Below are 18,567 nucleotides of genomic sequence, written 5' to 3'. Positions count from 1 at the left end.
GTTGGTAAAACCCGCCCCTACAGCACGATCGCATTAATCAATTAAAATTTCAATGACAAACTCCGTTCCTTCTCCCGGTGTAGAAAAACAACTCAGTTGGCCGCCGTGTTTTTCTTCTACAATTTGACGCGCGATCGCCAGTCCTAACCCAGTCCCTTTGCCCACATCTTTAGTGGTAAATAGATGATCGAAAATACGATTTTTTACCTCCTCTGACATTCCGTTTCCGTTATCGGCGATGGAAATTTTTACTTTTTCACTTTCTACTTTTGTCCGAATAGTGATGTGATTGGGATGGGCTTGAATTTCGGCAAAACTCCGTCCTTGATTCGATTCTTCTAAGGCATCGATCGCATTTGCTAACAAATTCATAAATACCTGGTTTAATTGTCCCAAATAACATTTTACTTTGGGAATATTGCCGTACTCTTTAATGATTTCAATTTCAGGATGCTTGTCATTCGCTTTCAGGCGATGGCGTAAAATCATCAATGTGCTATTGAGGCCTTCGTGGATATTGGCCTCAACTTTATGTGCCGTATCCGCGCGAGAGAAAGTGCGGAGGGATGTGCTGATGTTTTTGATGCGCTCGCATCCTATTTTCATGGAACTCAACATTTTGGGTAAATCTTCTACTAGATAATCTAAATCTATTTCCTCTGCTTTCTTAATCAATTCTGCTTCCGATGGAGGAAACTTTTCTTGATAGAGGTGCAAATAATCAATTAAGTCTTGGACTCCAGCATGAGCTTCATTAATGTTCCCGGCAATGAAACCAACGGGGTTGTTGATTTCATGGGCAACCCCTGCCACTAGATTACCTAATGCTGACATCTTTTCACTTTGGATCATTTGCATCTGAGTTTGCTGAAGTTCATTCAAAGTCTGCTGCACTTGGTGATAGAGGCGGGCATTTTCCAGAGCGATCGCCGCTTGACTAGAGAGAAAATTCAGCACTAGGAGGCGATCGCGACTAAACACCCCCCTGGTTATCCGATTTTCTAGATACAAAATGCCGACCAAATTTCCCTGATTTAGAATTGGCAAACCCAGCAAACTCTCTGGTTGGTGGTGGTCTAAATAATCGTCAATCACAGGCAGATCAGTTTTGAGGTGATCGATGGCAACTGTTGCTAGGGTATTTTTGACATACTGGATTAATTTAACGGGAACGGTGGGATTGTTCTCTAGGGGTGACCTTTGCAGGCTCATGTTTTCCCACGTAGCTATCGCCCGCACTTGCCATTGTTGATCTTGGCAGAGCATCAGTGCACAGCGATCGGCTCCAGAGTTTTGTAGCATGGTTTGGGTCACAATTTGCAGCAACTCCTCCAGGTCGATCGTGCTTGAGATCATTTGGGAGATTTGCAGCAGAGTCGAAAAATCTAGAGCTTGGTTAATGGAGGTGCTTGAGGTAGTGTGGTGGGTGATCGAATGAATTGAGTAGGTGGGATTGGTAAGGGTGGATAGGGTTTCTAAAATAGTGATGGGTTGGCCGGACTGTTGTAAGATGGGGCGCAGCAGATTGGGATAACGTTTTTCTAAGTCATCGGTTTTGGCTTTTGCTCCCCAGCGAGCGTAACAATAGTAGGCTTCCTGCATATAGCCTGCGGCGACTTTTTCTTTGCCCCAGCCGAGGTAGAATTTAGCGGCGAGTTCGTGGGCGAGGGCTTCTTCGTTGAGGAATTGGTTTTCTTGGGCGAGTTGAATGGCGCGATCGTAGAGGTCGATCGCCTCTGCTTTGTGTCCTAAAACTCGCTGCTGTTCGGCTCGAATTAAATCGCATTTGTGGGCAAAGTTCATGGGTGCATGAGTTGCCCAATTCGTAATTTGCTCAAGATCCTTCGTAACCGCTTCACTAATTGGCAAGGTGTTTGTGTTTGCGAGTAACGTCAGTGCATGATAGAAATAAAAGACTCCATAGAACACAGTTCCGATAATGCCACCAATAGTTTTCTCGGCAATTTGAGCCATTTCCAGAGCTTCTTGGGGTTGCCCAAAATGGTAAGCTAGAACCAATTTATGAGCATAGACGCTCCCGATCGAGTAAGTATCTCCCGCTGACTGATGCTGAGGTAATCGCGTCGTTTCATCGTAAGCTGCTCCAACGAGTTTCTGCGGATCGTCGGCTTCACCTGTCCAATTTAAAACTGCTTGTTGATGAATTTGGTGAAAGTTCAGAGCAGTTGTTTGTTTGAGTTGGGCGATCGCCTCGGCATAGATTTCTTTCTCTTGCCCCAGTTGTAGAAGTTCATTTCCGGCCGCATAAGCAAGTTCACATCGGTTATGCACACAGTAAGCGGCGAACTCCAAATCTCCCGTTTCCAAACCCGCTTGATAGCCTTCGAGCAAAGGCATCAGTACAGTATGAAGTGGCTCCTGCCAAATGCGAACAAATGGATAAACTAAATTGATAATTTTCGCTTTAAAACTTGATGCTTTAAACATTTCCATCAAGGCGATCGCGATATCAGCAGCACGATTACCGGCTACAATTTCCCCACCAAATGCACAGAGAATTAGTCCATAGGTTGAATAAGCATAGGGTGTTTCGATAGCATTTCCAAACTGAAGTGACAATTCAATTTGTTTGAGAACAATCAAGGGATAGAGGGCTGGCGAACCCATATAGGCTGCTGAAGCCATACTGCTGAGAATATTCATTGCAGCTAGCTTCTGTGGATCGCTCATCCTTGGTGAATTCATTACATCTACGCTCATCAGTCGATCGCCAATAGCATTGAGAGCAGGGGCTACCATGTCTTGGGTGGGATGTTCTGGCAAGTCCACATCCAACTCTTCAAGGATTGCCCGTGCCACCTGAATCGCCTCTGATAATTGATTGCGGGCAATCAAGGATTGAATCTTTATTTCTAAGGCTTTAACTTGTTCTAGGGGGTTTGACGTATGTTGGAGAACTGCCTCGACGCAAGCATCTACCCGCTCAAATGCGCCAATCAGACAGGCGGAATTAGCAGCTTCAATGTGCAGTTCGGAAGTAAGAATGGGCTGTCTGATCCATTGATCGGAACTGTCAGTGGCTAAAAGTTGCAGCCCTATCTCACAGTATTGAGCCGATGCTGGGTAAGCAGCCGAGAGTCGCGCTTTACGCCCAGCCTTCAGATTGAGGTTGGCTAGATGGTCTCGCTGCTCCTGAATTCCAATGCGATCGATGCCCAGATTAAATTGACTGACAATCGCAAAAATTCTCTCGTCTAGTTGCTCTGCTGAGGTTCGAGCCAATAGCAATTGCCCAATGTGCAAATGGACGGATTGTTTTTGGTCTTCAGGAATCAGGGAATAGGCGGCTTGCTGGACGCGATCGTGCAGAAACTTGTAATTCACCACCTCGGAATTTTGTGCCCTATCCTGTTTTTCCAGCCCCAGATAAAACTTGTAGACTTCACTTTCAGGCAGGATTAACTCTTCTTGCAAGGCATTCCACAAATCCGCCGCCGTTTCCGTTGCCAATTGCTCAGAAACAACAGCCAAAGTACCCAAATCAAATTGATTGCCAATACAAGCTGCCAACTTTAACACATTCTGAGTCGCTGGCGGCAATTTTTGCAACTTCAACGCCATAAAGTCAACGATATCATCTGTCACTGCTAATGCTTGGACTTTGGCAATGTCGCAGTGCCAATTGCCCCCATCAAAGTCAAACTGAATCAGCCCCTCATCGTGCAGCATTTTCAGGAATTGCACGCTAAAAAATGGATTGCCTTTGGTTTTTTGATAAATTATTTGAGTTAATGGTTGTGCGATTTCTGGGGAACAGCTAAGCGTATCGGCAACCAGTTGGTTTAAACTCGTTTGACTCAGCGTGGCTAATGTAATCGTTTTGATTGCAGCTTGTGTTTTGCCAATCTCCTCTAGCGCCAAGATCAAAGGATGAGCGGCGGCAACTTCATTGTCGCGATAAGCTCCAATTAATAATAGATATCTGCCGTCTGACTCACTCATCAACAACTGCATCAATTTCAAAGAGGTCGAATCAGCCCACTGCAAATCATCGAGGAAAATTACTAAGGGATGTTCTTTTGTGGTGAATACTTGCAGGAATTTTTGAAATAGTAAATTAAAGCGGTTTTGTGCCGCCGTCCCAGACAGTTCTGTTGCGGTTGGCTGTTGAGAGATAATTTGCTCTAGTTCAGGAATTACCTCAATAATTACTTGCGCGATGTCACCCAAAGCAGCTAAAATTTTGGTTTTCCAAGCTGCTAATTGAACCTCGCTTTCACTCAGCAACTGACCCATTAATTCTCGAAATGCTTGGACAAAAGCTGAGAAGGGAATATTGCGATTAAATTGGTCAAATTTGCCTTTGATGAAGTAGCCGCGCTGGCGAACAATTGGTTTGTGAACTTCGTTAACAATGGCAGTTTTGCCAATGCCGGAAAAACCCGCCACCAGCATTAACTCGCGCTTTCCCTCGTTCCCAGGAAGAGTCTCGGAACCAGAGATGCGATCGAACGCTGCCAATAATTGGGCAACTTCGGTTTCTCTGCCGTAGAGTTTCTCTGGTATGATGAACCGATCGCACACATCCCGCCGCGCGATCGCAAAATCTTTTATTCTACCACTTTCTTTTAGTTGACGCAAACAAAATTCTAAATCAAATTTCAGCCCCAAAGCACTCTGATAACGGTCTTCGGCATTCTTCGCCATCAATTTCATCACGATGTCGCAGAGAACTTGGGGAATTTCCCCCCTTTTTTTTTCGCCCAGCAGCGGCGGTTGTTTGGCAATATGAGAGTGTACCAATTCCATCGGATCGTTAGATTGAAACGGCAACTCTCCCGTCAGCAACTCGTAAAAGGTGACACCGAGAGAATAAAAATCTGTGCGGTAGTCAATGCCGCGATTCATTCTTCCTGTTTGTTCGGGAGATAGATAGCTGAGTGTTCCTTCGAACACGTTGGGACTCATCAGTGTTTGAGTTTCTCGCGGCAGCAAAGATGCAATACTAAAGTCAATGAGTTTGACTTGTTTAGTCTCAGGATTAATTAAAATATTAGCGGGTTTAATGTCTTTGTGAATGATGCGGTGGCGGTAAAGTATATCTAATGTATTGCAGAGGTCGATCGTAATTTGGAAAAACTCAACCAAAGATTGCACCGTTTTCCCTTTCCCCGTCCATTCCTTCAGAGAAATTCCCCCGAAATCTTCCACAATCAGGGCATAGCCGTTGCGGTAGGGTTCCAAGCTGTAGGTTTGAATGATTCCGGGCAAATTCAGGTTTTTGGCGATCGTGTATTGATTGCGAAAATGCAAGAGTTCGCTGAAGCTGGGATACTCGTTTCGCAAGACTTTGATGGCGACAGGTTTTTGGTCGCAGAGGCGAGTTCCGCGATAAACTAGGGTGCGAGTGCCTGAATAAATTCGAGCGAGAATTTGATAGCCAGTTAGTTCTATCATAACAATAATTATTTTGCTGTTAAAATATTTTGTTTTACTATTATAATCTAGTGCAAATCAGATTCTTCCTTCGTCTTAATACTTAAAAATATAACAAATTTCGCAGCCCGCGAACAGCTAACCGTTAAGGGTTAACCGAATTCGGTTAACCGTTAACAGTTAAGCGAATTCAGTTAACCGAATTCATTCGGGCTTTCAAGGCATCTCGCGCTTGTTCTCGATCGTCAAAATGGACTTTTTCGGTGCCCAAAATTTGATAATCTTCGTGTCCTTTCCCTGCAATCAGCACGCCATCTCCGGGTTTAGCGTCCATAATAGCAGTGCGAATTGCAGCGGCTCGATCGCACATCACGATCGGCTTTACTGCGGCGGGAATTCCTGCTAAAACATCCTCCAAAATGCGATCGGGATTTTCCGTGCGCGGATTGTCGGAAGTAACAACAGTTAAATCGGCTAATTCTGCAACAATTTTACCCATAATCGGGCGCTTAGTGCGATCGCGATCGCCACCGCAGCCAAACACGCAAATCATCTGACCCGGAATAAACGGCCGCGACGCTTTCAACAAGTTCTCCAAACTGTCGGGAGTGTGCGCGTAATCGACAATGACGCTAATATCTTGGTCGGGACTAATCTGCACCCGTTCCATCCGTCCCGGAACTCCAGAAAACTGAGATAATTTCTCCACAATGGCGGACAAATCTAAACCCAATTCTAAAACAGCACCGACAGCAGCCAACATATTTGATAAATTGAACTGACCGACTAAAGGCAAAGAAAAAGCAGTTTCGCCCTTCGGAGTGTGCAGCATTCCCTTAACTCCATTGGGCTGATACTCCAAATCAAAAGCATACAAATCTGCGGTTTTCAGAACAGTGCTGTAACTCCAAACTCGGTCAGATTTGATGCTTTCAACTATCCGCAGCCCGTAGGGGTCGTCAATATTAATTACAGCGCGCTTTTTGAGGTAATCCGAACCAAATAAAAGCGATTTAGCCTCAAAATAATCCTCCATATCACGGTGATAATCGAGATGGTCTTGAGTCAAATTTGTAAAGACAGCCACTTCAAAACTACACCCTAAAACTCGCTGCTGCGCTAATGCGTGGGAACTGACTTCCATCACGCCGTGTTTGCATCCGGCAGCTACAGCTTCTGATAATTGTTTTTGCAGGTCAACTGCAAAAGGTGTGGTGTAAAGTGCAGTTTGTTGGAAGCCCGGCCAGCGAGTGTAAAGCGTGCCGAAAATCGCCGTCGGCAACTGCATTTCATTGAGCAAAAATTCGATTAAATGAGTTGTTGTAGTTTTGCCGTTAGTCCCGGTAACGCCGACAAGTTTTAATTTGCTAGCTGGATTGTCGTAAAAAGCAGTTGCTATTTGACCGCAAACTTGAGCCATATCGGCTGCTGCGATGACGCAGGGAACCTCTTCTAGCCCCTTGCTAAGGGGGGAAGGAACCTCTTCTCGCCCCCCCTTGCTAAGGGGGGGTTGGGGGGGTGTCTTCTCGGCTGCTTGGGTGGAAATTATGGCCGCAATTGCACCGCTGGCGATCGCACTTTGCCAAAAATCTCCCCCATCAACCCGAGTTCCCGGCATTCCCAAAAACAAATCGCCCGCCTGACAAGCGTGGGAATTAGTCGATAAACCCTTGACTTCGGCATCGAGGGCGGGATGTTGGGCGTCAAAGGAAATACTGGGAACTGCTGCTAATAATTCTCTCAATTTCATCTGAAAAACTCCTCACTTGAATGTCTTGAATATGACTGGCGGAACACATTGTTTGAGCCATTCTCTACAGGTTTTTGCTGTGCGCGGTGCAAACCATTAGTTTTTTTTATGTGCGGTGTAAAATCTATCGACCTAGAGTAAGCTGCACACCGAGCACCCCGATGTCAGGATTAAAACCTGAGTTTTGGGGTGAATCGTATTATTGTGACAGATCAATTTGCAAATATTTCTGTAACATTTGCTCCAATTGGGCAACACTACAGCGGGGAGAAGGACGGGGTAACAGTTCTTCAGCGGAAAAAGCAGCCTCGCCAACAGAATTTATTGGCTGGGGCTGCACTTTAAACAAAACTGGAACTTCGTACTGATAAGCTTGAAACCAGTCATCGCGTTCGGTAATATCTCTGACTTCGAGTTGAAACTTGAGGCTTTCAATCTGTTCGAGTTTTTCTTGCAACCCTTCGCACAAGTGGCATCCGGGTTTGCTGTACAAAATCAATCGCATCATAACAGTAAGATTAAACTGGATCTTAAATTCTCGAACGTGCGATCGCAAATTGGCGAACTCAACGCGAGTAAGACGCAACTCACGGCTTTATTGGTCGCAATGCGCGATCGAAGTTATCTTAGCATTGGCAGCGAACAGATTACCGCGCTTGACAATCAAAACACTACAACCCCATACCTCTCTTTCTTCTCTTCCTCTGTGCCCTCTGCGCCTCTGCGGTTAAAAAATAAATCTAGTTCACAAATGAAAGAGTTAAATTTATTCACACCACCTAATTGTCAAATCAAACTTGACGAATAAATCAAGGTCTAGTATAGTATATAAATATCCCTACATAAAGGAGGCAGTATGGACTGCACCGAATACGCAGAAGCCAAGCGAAAAGCAGCCAAAAAAATTAGCGCCGACATTCGAGAACGCTGGAACAATCGCATCGTCACGCGAGGATTGCACTTGATGGGAGAAGCGGGGGCAGTGCAGTATTTGGCTGATTACGGGCGCGGAATTGGTACGGCAAAAGTTATTGGTTTTGCACTGTGCGCGGAGTCGGAAGGATACCCGGAAATGGCTTTTGGCTTTTGGAAAAGAGCGTTTGAATTGGAAACCGGAGAAAAGCCGATCGCCCAAAATCCTCCCAACAACTCTAGCACCAATCTTGCTCCGGCTGCAAAATCAACTACCACTGCCAAAATAGAGACTGTTAATAACCCCGTAGTTCCCGAATTGCCACCGCATTTACAGCCGGGAAGGATAGTAACGATGCAGCCAGTGGACGCGCCGAGTGAACGTTCTTATTACATAGAAAACCCCGATTATTGGGGACAGCCAAAGCGCGACGGCAATCGAGTAGTGGTCATTGCGACGCCAGATAAAGTATACTACCAATCGCGATCGACTAACCTGCGGCAACAGGCATCGGTTGAGATCGATCGCACATTAATCGACACAGCCGCTAAAATTGGCACCTTTGTTTTAGACGGCGAACTGTATTACAAAAGCTGTACGGGCAGCGAACACCGCACCGGCGCCCAAGCTGCTACAGTTAATATTGAAAGTGGTTTTCCGACAATCCATCCCAACGCAATTTATGCCATTTTTAAAATTTTGTTTTTCAAAGGCAATGATTTAACTACCGTGGCAGAATCCGAACGTATTGCAGCGGGAGTTGAAGTTGGCGAACTGCTGGCGAATTTATCCCCAGCCTTTGAAGTTGTACCGACATTTCGCACCACCGCCGAAAAACTCCTCCTGGCAAATCAGCAGGAATCTGAAAATAAAGAAGGCGAAGTTTGGGTGTTGCACAACTGTCACTATGTCGGCGGAAAAGATGTTAAGAAATATCCGATGGTGAGGACTAAATACTGTCAAGAACACGATTTGTTTATTGTGGGTTTGACGGCGACAAAAGTTGCGGGGCGACCCTTTAGCGCCGTCAAAGTAGCGCAAGAAATTGATGGCAAATTAGTCCCAGTAGGAACCGTGGGAACCGGGTTTAGCGGGGAGGAAATGCAGGAAATTGCCCGACTCTACGAGGCTAACCCCAAAAGTGTCAAAATTAAAGTGCGATCGCAGGGTTTGACGGAAAGTGGCAAATTATGGCACGCACGATTTCTGGAATTTTGTTAAATTTGTAGGGAAACGGCACGGCTGTTTCCCAGGCGGGTATGCGATTATTAACCAATAGTGTCAAATAAAAATATCGGAGGACACATCAATGTTTGTTAGCAAAAATAATTTCTACATCTCCCCAGAAGAGTACCTAGAAGGCGAACGAGTAAGCCCCATCAAACACGAATACAGACGCGGACACGTTTATGCAATGACGGGGGCAAAAAAACCTCATATTGTTATTTCAGTAAATTTAGCAAGTTTGCTTAACAATCATCTGCGCGAGAGTTCCTGCTTAGTTCTTTCATCAGATATAAAAGTCCGACTGGAAGAGGCAAATTGCTATTACTATCCTGATGTAGCGGTGACTTGCGACGAAAGAGATACAAGTTCTACTGAAGACTTCATTTTATATCCATCTTTGGTAGTTGAGGTATTGTCGCCCTCAACTGCATCTTTTGACAGGGGCGATAAATTTGTCGATTACCAAACTGCATCGAGTTTACAAGAATATGTGTTAATCACTCAATCTGAGATTAAAATTGAGTGTTTTCGACTCAATGCTGAGGGGAATTGGTTTTCTCAGATTTACCGACAAGGAGATGAGTTAGAGTTAATGAGTATAGATTTTCGCTGCCCGATCGCACAAGTTTATCAAAAAGTCCCCGGCCTGATATTGTGATATATGAAAAAAAACTTTCTTTGGTTCGCACTCAGGAATGCAAGTCCTTATTCTGAGGACTGAAGTCATTACTAGGAAACGAAACGATAGCTAACAAATAGAAAAAACAATGATTAAAGTTCTTCACCTTTCAGATATCCACATGGGCAGCGGCTTTTCTCACGGCAGGATTAATCCAGAAACCGGTTTAAATACGCGGCTGGAAGACTTCGCGGCGACGCTGAGCAAATGTATGGATAGAGCAATTTCTGAACCCGTAGATTTAGTCATATTCGGCGGTGATGCTTTCCCGGATTCGACGCCTCCACCGTTTGTCAAAGAGGCTTTTGCTCGCCAATTCAGCCGTTTAGTTGACGCGCAAATTCCGACGGTTTTGCTAGTAGGAAATCACGACCAACATTCCCAGGGACAAGGTGGTGCGAGTTTGGGGATATATCGGACTTTGGGAATACCTAAGTTTATTGTAGGCGATCGCCTGGACACTCACCTGATTCAAACTCGCAGCGGGCCCGTACAGGTGGTAACATTACCTTGGTTGACTCGATCGACCTTAATGACACGATCCGAGACTGAAAGCCTGTCTATGGGCGATGTTAACCAATTATTAACCGAAAAACTGACGATCGCAATGGAAGGCGAAATCCGCCGCCTCAACCCCGAAATCCCAACCGTACTTTTAGCGCACTTAATGGCAGATAAAGCAAGTTTGGGCGCCGAACGTTTTTTAGCAGTTGGAAAAGGTTTTAACATTCCCGTTTCCATGCTAACTCGCCCTTGTTTTGATTACGTCGCCCTCGGCCACGTACACAAACACCAAAATCTTAATGCTTCCAACAATCCGCCCGTAATTTATCCGGGAAGTATCGAACGAGTTGATTTTAGTGAAGAGAAAGAAGACAAAGGTTTTGTGTTAGTTAATTTGGAACGCGGAAAAGCTGAGTGGGAATTTTGCACTTTGCCCGTGCGGGTGTTTCAGACTATTAAAGTGAATGTTTCCGAATCGGAAAACCCGCAAGCCGAGTTAGTTAAAGCTATTGGCAAGAAAGAGATCCAAGACGCGGTTGTGAGATTAATTTACCAATTGCGATCGGAACAATTGGATTTAATCGACAACGGAGAATTGCACACACTTCTGGGCGAAGCGCACAGCTACACAATTCAACCGGAATTAGTCAGTCAGCTAGCAAGGCCGCGGTTGCCAGAATTGAATGCTAATAATAGTATAGAACCGTTAGATGCTTTGAAAACTTATCTGGCAAGTCGCGAAGATTTGAAAGATGTTGCTGAGAGTATGTTAGAGGCGGCACAGGGTTTGTTGGGCGGCCCGGAGGAAGTTTTGGTGGAATTTTAGGTCAAGAATCGCGCATCTAAATTACAGGATGATTTGGCTGCCAAATATTGTAGGGTGGGCAGGATGCCCCCCTAAACATACAATTTAACCCCCAAAAACTTCCCCTACAACCAACCGAGTTCCGTTGGCAAAATCCACCCCAGACTGCACCTTTTTCCCCGCCAACTGCACCTCCCGCAACAATAACAAACCATCGCCGGTTTGGACGATCGCCCCCAACCCCTTCACAACCTTAACAACTTCCCCATTTGCGCCCGACAACGTGGTCAAAACAGGCCATTCGCGTTCCAAAACTCTCAAATCCGCTGGCATTTGCAGCCAATATTCCGGCCCGACGGGCACAGTAGCTATCACCTTCAGAGAATTGCCGCGAAAACTGGTTGTGCAATCCGGGAAAAAGCCCCTAACTTGATTGTGAAGGTCGATCGCACTTTTCGACCAATCGAGCACATAATCGGCACTCTTAATCATCGGTGCATAAGTCGCCTCAGCATCATCTTGAACAACAGACTTAACTTCCCCATCCCTCAATTCAACCAAAGTTTCTATCAACAAATCCGCCCCAACTTCCGCCAACCTATCCGCCAAAGAATCAGCATTATCCAACAGCGATATACCAGCAAAAGCCTTCAACAGCATCGCCCCAGTATCCATGCCCGCATCCATCAGCATAGTAGTAATTCCTGTTGTCTTTTCCCCGTCAAAAAGACAGCGCTGAATCGGCGCCGCACCGCGATACTTCGGCAAAATTGAACCGTGAACATTAACGCAAGCCAAACTAGGAATATCCAGAATTTCTTGAGAAAGAATTTGGCCATAAGCCACCACCACAAACACATCAGCTTCCACTTCCCGCAACTTAGCAAGTGTTTCCGCATCCTTCTTGATTCGCTGCGGCTGCCAAACCGGGAGACTGTGATTTAAAGCCACATCTTTTACAGGTGAAGGCATCAATTGATTCCCTCTTCCCCGACGTTTATCCGGCTGAGTCACCACAGCCACTACCTCAAATTCTGGGTGACTTAGCAGACTGGATAAAGTAGGAACAGCAAAATCTGGAGTGCCAAAAAAAACAATTTTCATATACTTTTAGTTAAATAGAACGGCCCCAAAAAACCATAACATATTATAGAGGCGTGTTTAGCCAAAATCTATACAAGCCGGCAGTTTATAGTGAGGTGGGAGCGGGTTTTGATCGTTTGTCGATGGGTTGTAAGTATCAGGCGTGAACCCCCCCTACATAGATGGTCAAATTCTTGGTAAAATCTTCAATAAAACCTGTAGGGGCGGGTTCACCAACAATCTCTAATTGACACCCCAAATATCTATAAACCCGCCCCCACCCAACCAATAACCCCAAACAACCCTTAAATTCCATCAATTATTTAACATCTCGGTGGGGTGGGGGCGGGTTTGATAATTTGTCGATGGGTGACAAATATTTCGGTGAACCCGCCCCTACCGAAATTATGTCTATTTAACCGGATTTGCGATCGCTCCTGAAATTTTTTTAAAGCGCTAACGCACTACCGGAACATGAAATAGAGCACAAAACCAAAGAAGATTACACACAGGCAAGACAGCCCTGCGCTATCTTCTTCCTCCGGGTTCAAAGGTTTCCCTGCGGTTGCTTGACGTTGAGGTACTATTGCTTCTGCTTCCCGGCGTTGACGCGCCCTTTTTTCTTCGTCCTCGCGCTGACGTTCCGCTTCTGCTTCCCGTTTTCTCTCCTCTAATGTACCCAAAGCCACATCGCAAATAGGGAGTACACCCGGTAAACTCGGATCAATTTGCAAAGCGCGATTAAAATCTTCAATTGCCTGTTCTAACTGTCCTAATTTATGATAAACTAGCCCGCGATGATGGTAAGTATGAGCATCATTAGAATTTAATCGCAGTACCTGGTCAAAATCGGCAATAGCGCCCTGATACTCGCCAACTTGATAATAAGCCAAACCGCGCTGAATCTTGGCGTATAAGCGAGAATTATCTAACTGTAAAACTTGAGAAAAATCGGTAATTGCCGAGGAATATTCCCCATTGTTTGCTCGTTGTAAACCCCGTTGCCAACAAGACTCAATGACGCTTAGTTGTAAATCCGCCCCCCAACCTTGCAAACATTGATTTAGCTTTGTTACATAGGGCAAATCATCAATGGTTAAAGCCGCAGCCAAAGCATTTAATAACTGACTTTGTTCTGGAATCGGCAAACCATGCAGTTTTAACCAATCTTGGACAGACAAATATAACTGTGCTGTGGCCCACTGCTTGTCAGTCAAACTCAACAGAGATACAGCTAAATCCAAACGCAAATCAGGAATTAATGCCGACTCTTCTTCAGCCAAGTTGTCATATAATGCCTGATAATAACCCACTGCAATTTCTATGACAGTCTGCTGTTCCTCTGCGGGCATTTTTGCCAACATTTCCGGGAGTAACTGCGGCAGCAAAGGTGTTTTTTGCTCGTTGGGAGGCAGAAATATCAGACAATATTCATCAACAATTAACCCCGCGATTAAAGCATGGAATATCCCGATAAATTCGGCCAAATCATTGTAATCATTTTTGTGCAAATGATAAGGGCGATGAATTTCGCTTAAATCTTCTCCTTCCTCTAGGGCACGGCGTTCAATTTCCGAAATTCGTAAATTTTGCTGATAGCCTTGAACTGTTTCCTCACCATAACGGCTATCAAAATCAGCCACAGGCTTACCAGAGTCTATATACGCTTGTCGTTTCCCTTGCCAATTCACAGCCCGTTGTTTGGCAAAATCATACAATACCTCAACCCAAGGTAATTGATGAATTGGGGTTTGGTAACGATATTTTTTGAAATTAATATGCCAAAAGCCAAAGCGCAAATAAAAGTCATCGGGCGTGGCGGATGAGTCTAAAATGAGTGTGGGAATTACCCGCAAACCTGCAAATAAGTTTTCCGCCGCCGCTTCTTCCCGAAAAACATTACTCCGCCAATAACCGCCCATAAATTGCACTGACCGGCCCTCGGTGATATACTTGTCTAGGAAGTTTCGCAGATAATTGCTTAAAAATTCCTCAGATACCGGAAAGTTTTGATTTGGTCTAGCAGCATCGTGAGTCAAGACTGGCGGTGATAAGAAAACTCGTAAAATGGGTATATCTTCGGGGTTGATGTTGGCAATAATGTTTTCGGCGGTGACTAGAATTGGAGAATTCTCTAAGTTTTTTTGTTTGACAATGGTGGCAATTGCTGTTTCGCGATTTGCCTGAGCAATCTCTCGTGCTAAGAGAGCATCTAACTGTTTTAATTCTAGTTGGAGTTGACGCTGTTCGGCGATGCAGAATTTTTGCAATTCGGCGCGCAATACTTCGAATTGGGCGCTGTGTTCGCGGTTTAGTTTGCCTTCATTGGCTTGAAAATCCCAATTAAAATGCGCTAATTTATCTTGTAACTCGCGGTTAAGCATACCTTCATTGCCTTGAAAAGCGATATTCATTTCTGCGAGGTATTGCTGTAAACCTCGGTTTAATTCGCCTTGTTCCCTTGTGACATCAAGGGTGGCGTGATGTTGCAAGGCTTGGAGAATAGAAATATTTTCTTGTAGTTTTATTTGTTTGTTAGCGTTTTCTGAATTAATCTTGGTTGGCAATAGAAATCGCAGTGTCTGCATTGATATTGGCAATAGAGAGGGCGGTTATAGCTTGGATATCTGCTTGATATTCTGGGGAAAAAAGTTTCGCATTAGCATCATCTCTAATCTGAACCAAAACACTTTTTTTTCCTGGTAATGATTTCGTCATAAAAAATTGCTCCTATTTTGTAGGGTTAAGGTTTGATCAACAAGATATTGATGGAATCTAAGCGTTATTTGGGGCTGTTGCTGGGGTGGGGGCGGGTTTATTCAGATGATTGGTGGGTGGGTGGCAAAATTGAGCGGTGAACCCGTCCCTACGGATTTTATTGAAGATTATACCAATAATTTTACCATTCATGTAGGGGCGGGTTCATCCACATATTTGCTACCCATCGACAAACGATCAAAACCCCCTCCCCCCCCTCTTTGGGATTTTTAATGGCGACCCACCCTAGGACTGCTTGATTAAAGTGAGAGAGGGGTGTTCCGAAGGACGATCGCCTACAATCTATAGGTGGTAAAGTTGTCAAAATTGCGATCATATCTCCTCGAACATGGAAAAACCCTCGAATCTCTTGCTTAAACTCAGCCGCAGCTTATTTACAGACACCGCAGAACAAGAAAAATTTATTCAAGCAGTCAGCAAACCCCAACCTTTTAATCCTGCCATCTTGTGGCTGCAACCAAAACCAACAGAAAACCCATTTAATATAGAAACTCCTGTGGCTTGGCAACCAGAATTTGTAGATAGACTGGTCTTAGAATCCAAGCCGGGAAAACATTCCTTACATCAAACAGGACATTACTACTGTCTCGACTTTTCCTCAATCTTCGCCGCCTCCACATTATTAACAATACCCCAGCCAATCAAACTAATCTTAGATATGTGCGCCGCCCCCGGAGGAAAAAGTATATTGGCCTGGAAAACATTAAACCCAGAATTGCTGTTGTGCAACGAAGTCATAGGCAAACGCATGGGAATGCTGATCTCTAATTTAAGACGCTGCCAAATTCAACCATCCGCCGCCGCTAACGTCGATTCCAAAATACTTGCCGAAAAGATGCCACAAACGGCTAATTTAGTAATAGTAGATGCTCCTTGTACCGGTCAATCACTCTTAGCAAAAGGAGACAAAGCACCCGGCTGCTTTCATCATGTCACCATCAACAGCAATGCCAACCGCCAAAAAAGAATTTTAGCCAATTCTGCTAAAATTGTAGCGCCCCAAGGTTATCTTGCATACATGACCTGCACTTATTCAACCGCAGAAAATGAACAAGTCATCGAATGGCTGTTAAGCAAATTCCCCGAATTTCGGCCAGTCACTGTTCCTCATTTAGAAAAATATCGATCGCACCTGACAGAAATTCCTTGCTATCGGATGTGGCCGCAAGATAGACTAGGAGCAGGAGCTTTCACCGTTTTGTTTCAAAACACCTCGGATGGAGAGAGAAATCAGCTACCAGCAGATTTTCTAGATTTAGCTCGTTTTACTCTGTAATTATCCGCTTTTATTGAAAATGATTTTATCTCAATTCGCTACAGCAATTTACCGACAGCTACACAATGCGACCGCAGCATTTTTTAATTATCTGAAATACAGTAGGGACAAGGCACTGCCAAGAGGTGACAACTTAACGTTAAACCGATCGTCTCTATTGTTTGTATCAAAGTCTAGATCCCCCCTAACCCCCCTTAATAAGGGGGGGACAAGAAATATTCTCAAAGTGGGTCTTATTAAGGGGGATTTAGGGGGATATAGACTCGACGACAAGCGAGATTTCTTATGGGTTTTGGTCTTAATTTTTCACGCCTTGGGACTGCCGTGTACCTACTCAAATGACAACCGCTATCGACTGCAAACAAAACGTGCAGCCTGCATTTTCCTAACTTTAAGTTTGCTAATATTAAGCGGTTGTCAAAACAGCATCACACCCGCATCAAAAAACGGCGAACCGATCGAACTCACACTCTGGCACGGCATCAATCCTCCGCCAAACCGCGACGTATTTCAAACCCTCACAGACCAATTTAACAAAACACATCCCAACATCCAGATCAAACCAGTTTACATCGGTCAGCCCGACCAACAACTACCAAAAATACTCACAGCAATAGTTGGAAATGCACCGCCGGATGTGCTGTGGAATGGCCCCTCAATTGCAGGAAAACTAGCAGAACTCGACGCAATTGAACCCTTAGAAAACTGGCTCGACAAATCGCCCCGGAAAGCCGAAATCGACCCGGCCCTCTTCGAGTCAATGGAACTTGGCGGACACACTTGGTCAGTTCCTCTAGGCACAAACAACGTCGCCATCTTTTACCGTCCCAGCTTATTTGCAGCAGCAGGAATCAAAAAAGTGCCCCAGAATTGGGCGCAATTAAAGCAAGTAGCCCGATCGCTCACGCGAGATACCAACGGAGACGGCCGCACAGACCAACACGGCATAGTGATCCCCCTAGGCAAAGGAGAATGGACAGTATTTACCTGGCTGCCATTCATGTTCAGCGCAGGCGGCGAATTCAAAGGCGAAATACCTCAAAGTCCTGTACCCCAAATAGATAATCCCGGTTCTCACGCCGCCTTAGAATTGTGGAGCGACTTGTTAAAAGAAGGTTCAGCAATATTGTCAGCACCCGAACGCGGTTACGAACTCGACAATTTCATCGCCGGGAAAGTCGCCATGCAACTCACGGGGCCGTGGACGCTAGCACAGTTGCAGCAAAGTGCGATCGACTACGCAGCAATGCCTTTACCGATCCTCAAACGCCCCGCAGCCGTAGTAGGGGGTGAAAACCTATTTTTAATGAAAACCTCGCCAGAACGAGAGCGAGCAGCCCTAGTATTCTTAGAATACGTTATAGGTGAAGAATTCCAAACAGCATGGGCATTGGGAACAGGTTACTTGCCCATTAACTTAAAATCGAGACAGAGCCAAGCTTATCAAAGCTTTGTGGAAAAAAACCCTGTTTTGCGAGTATTTTTAGAACAAATGAACTCAGCCAGAGCGCGACCCATTATATCAGGTTACTCCCGCCTGTCAGAAAACCTCGGTCGCGCCATAGAGGCAACCCTTCTGGGCCGCAACCCCCAAGACGCCCTTAAAGAATCTCAAGAGCGTTTGACACTAACCTTAGATATTGCAACAGCCAAGGAGAAATAGACAATAAAAAATATTTTTATTAGCTGTAAATTCTCCGCTTTCACTGTATTCAAGCGAAAGACTTGAAGCCTCGATTGATTGGTTAAAAATCAAGGGAAAATCACTACCGCCTGCACTTCTAATCAGAAACCGTTTTGCTTACCCCAAACAGACCTAAAAGCATAGATTTTACGTCGCTGTTATTGGTATTTTAGGTATTTTAGGTATTATTGATCGTGATGCAAGATGTGATGGTGAATTGAGTTACGATCGCCCGACACAAAAAGACACCCGCTCTCGCTTGGTAATAAATTTTTAACAAAAACCAAAAAATTACAAACCAATTGCTTAGCCATTAGAGATATATTTACAAAAAAGCGACACTCCCGAAATTCATGGGCAGATTTGATCGAACAAAAAAACCGCTCCCTCAACGGCCACAAAAATTTAGCTCAAAAGCTTCTCCCAGTACCTACCACTCATGACCTACCATCACCTAATAGAAACATTTTC

The 18,567-nt window shown here is 44.9% G+C and carries 11 protein-coding genes; 5 read left to right on the top strand and 6 right to left on the bottom strand.

Going from position 1 to position 18,567, the window contains the following annotated elements; translation table 11 throughout:
* Positions 1–33 precede the first annotated feature (33 nt).
* From QUB08_RS04580 to QUB08_RS04570, 3 genes are all read right to left on the bottom strand, one after another.
* Entirely contained in the window at positions 34–5,418 is a 5,385-nt protein-coding gene (locus QUB08_RS04580) for an AAA family ATPase (protein WP_333223661.1), read from the bottom strand.
* Between the two features lie 169 nt (positions 5,419–5,587).
* Entirely contained in the window at positions 5,588–7,147 is a 1,560-nt protein-coding gene (locus tag QUB08_RS04575) for a UDP-N-acetylmuramoyl-L-alanyl-D-glutamate--2,6-diaminopimelate ligase (protein WP_333223660.1), read from the bottom strand.
* Positions 7,148–7,346: 199 nt separating this feature from the next.
* Positions 7,347–7,652 (bottom strand): glutaredoxin family protein, encoded by a 306-nt coding sequence (locus QUB08_RS04570; protein ID WP_333223729.1) that lies wholly within the window; start codon positions 7,650–7,652, stop codon positions 7,347–7,349.
* Positions 7,653–8,003: 351 nt separating this feature from the next.
* On the opposite strand from QUB08_RS04570, the gene QUB08_RS04565 reads away from it, so the two are divergent.
* From QUB08_RS04565 to QUB08_RS04555, 3 genes are all read left to right on the top strand, one after another.
* Positions 8,004–9,281: an ATP-dependent DNA ligase gene (locus QUB08_RS04565; protein ID WP_333223659.1), complete on the top strand. Its 1,278-nt coding sequence runs from the start codon at positions 8,004–8,006 to the stop codon at positions 9,279–9,281.
* An 88-nt stretch (positions 9,282–9,369) separates the two neighbouring features.
* Positions 9,370–9,945 carry a Uma2 family endonuclease gene (locus tag QUB08_RS04560; protein WP_333223658.1) on the top strand — a complete coding sequence of 192 codons (576 nt, stop codon included), beginning with the start codon at positions 9,370–9,372 and terminating at the stop codon, positions 9,943–9,945.
* 109 nt (positions 9,946–10,054) lie between these two features.
* Positions 10,055–11,296: an exonuclease SbcCD subunit D gene (locus tag QUB08_RS04555; RefSeq protein WP_333223657.1), complete on the top strand. Its 1,242-nt coding sequence runs from the start codon at positions 10,055–10,057 to the stop codon at positions 11,294–11,296.
* A gap of 84 nt (positions 11,297–11,380) precedes the next feature.
* On the opposite strand, the gene fmt is transcribed toward QUB08_RS04555, so the two are convergent.
* From fmt to QUB08_RS04540, 3 genes are all read right to left on the bottom strand, one after another.
* Positions 11,381–12,379, bottom strand: a complete 999-nt coding sequence (gene fmt, locus QUB08_RS04550) for a methionyl-tRNA formyltransferase (RefSeq protein ID WP_333223656.1) — start codon at positions 12,377–12,379, stop codon at positions 11,381–11,383.
* A gap of 443 nt (positions 12,380–12,822) precedes the next feature.
* Positions 12,823–14,946, bottom strand: coding sequence for a tetratricopeptide repeat protein (locus QUB08_RS04545; protein ID WP_333223655.1), 2,124 nt, complete (start codon positions 14,944–14,946; stop codon positions 12,823–12,825).
* Positions 14,909–15,076 carry a hypothetical protein gene (locus QUB08_RS04540; protein ID WP_333223654.1) on the bottom strand — a complete coding sequence of 56 codons (168 nt, stop codon included), beginning with the start codon at positions 15,074–15,076 and terminating at the stop codon, positions 14,909–14,911. The genes QUB08_RS04545 and QUB08_RS04540 overlap by 38 nt, the downstream gene beginning before the upstream one ends.
* Before the next feature lie 409 nt (positions 15,077–15,485).
* Between QUB08_RS04540 and QUB08_RS04535 the strand changes: the two genes are divergently transcribed.
* Both QUB08_RS04535 and QUB08_RS04530 read left to right on the top strand, forming a co-directional pair.
* Positions 15,486–16,412 carry an RsmB/NOP family class I SAM-dependent RNA methyltransferase gene (locus QUB08_RS04535; RefSeq protein ID WP_333223653.1) on the top strand — a complete coding sequence of 309 codons (927 nt, stop codon included), beginning with the start codon at positions 15,486–15,488 and terminating at the stop codon, positions 16,410–16,412.
* Positions 16,413–16,767: 355 nt separating this feature from the next.
* Positions 16,768–18,075, top strand: a complete 1,308-nt coding sequence (locus QUB08_RS04530; protein ID WP_333223728.1) for an ABC transporter substrate-binding protein — start codon at positions 16,768–16,770, stop codon at positions 18,073–18,075.
* The last annotated feature ends 492 nt before the right edge of the window (positions 18,076–18,567 follow it).

Origin of the sequence: Microcoleus sp. BR0-C5 (genome assembly GCF_036705045.1) — a bacterium.
Classification (GTDB): Bacteria; Cyanobacteriota; Cyanobacteriia; order Cyanobacteriales; family Microcoleaceae; genus Microcoleus.
Note: the sequence above shows the minus strand (reverse complement) of the source record. Positions and strands in the feature narration are given on the sequence as shown.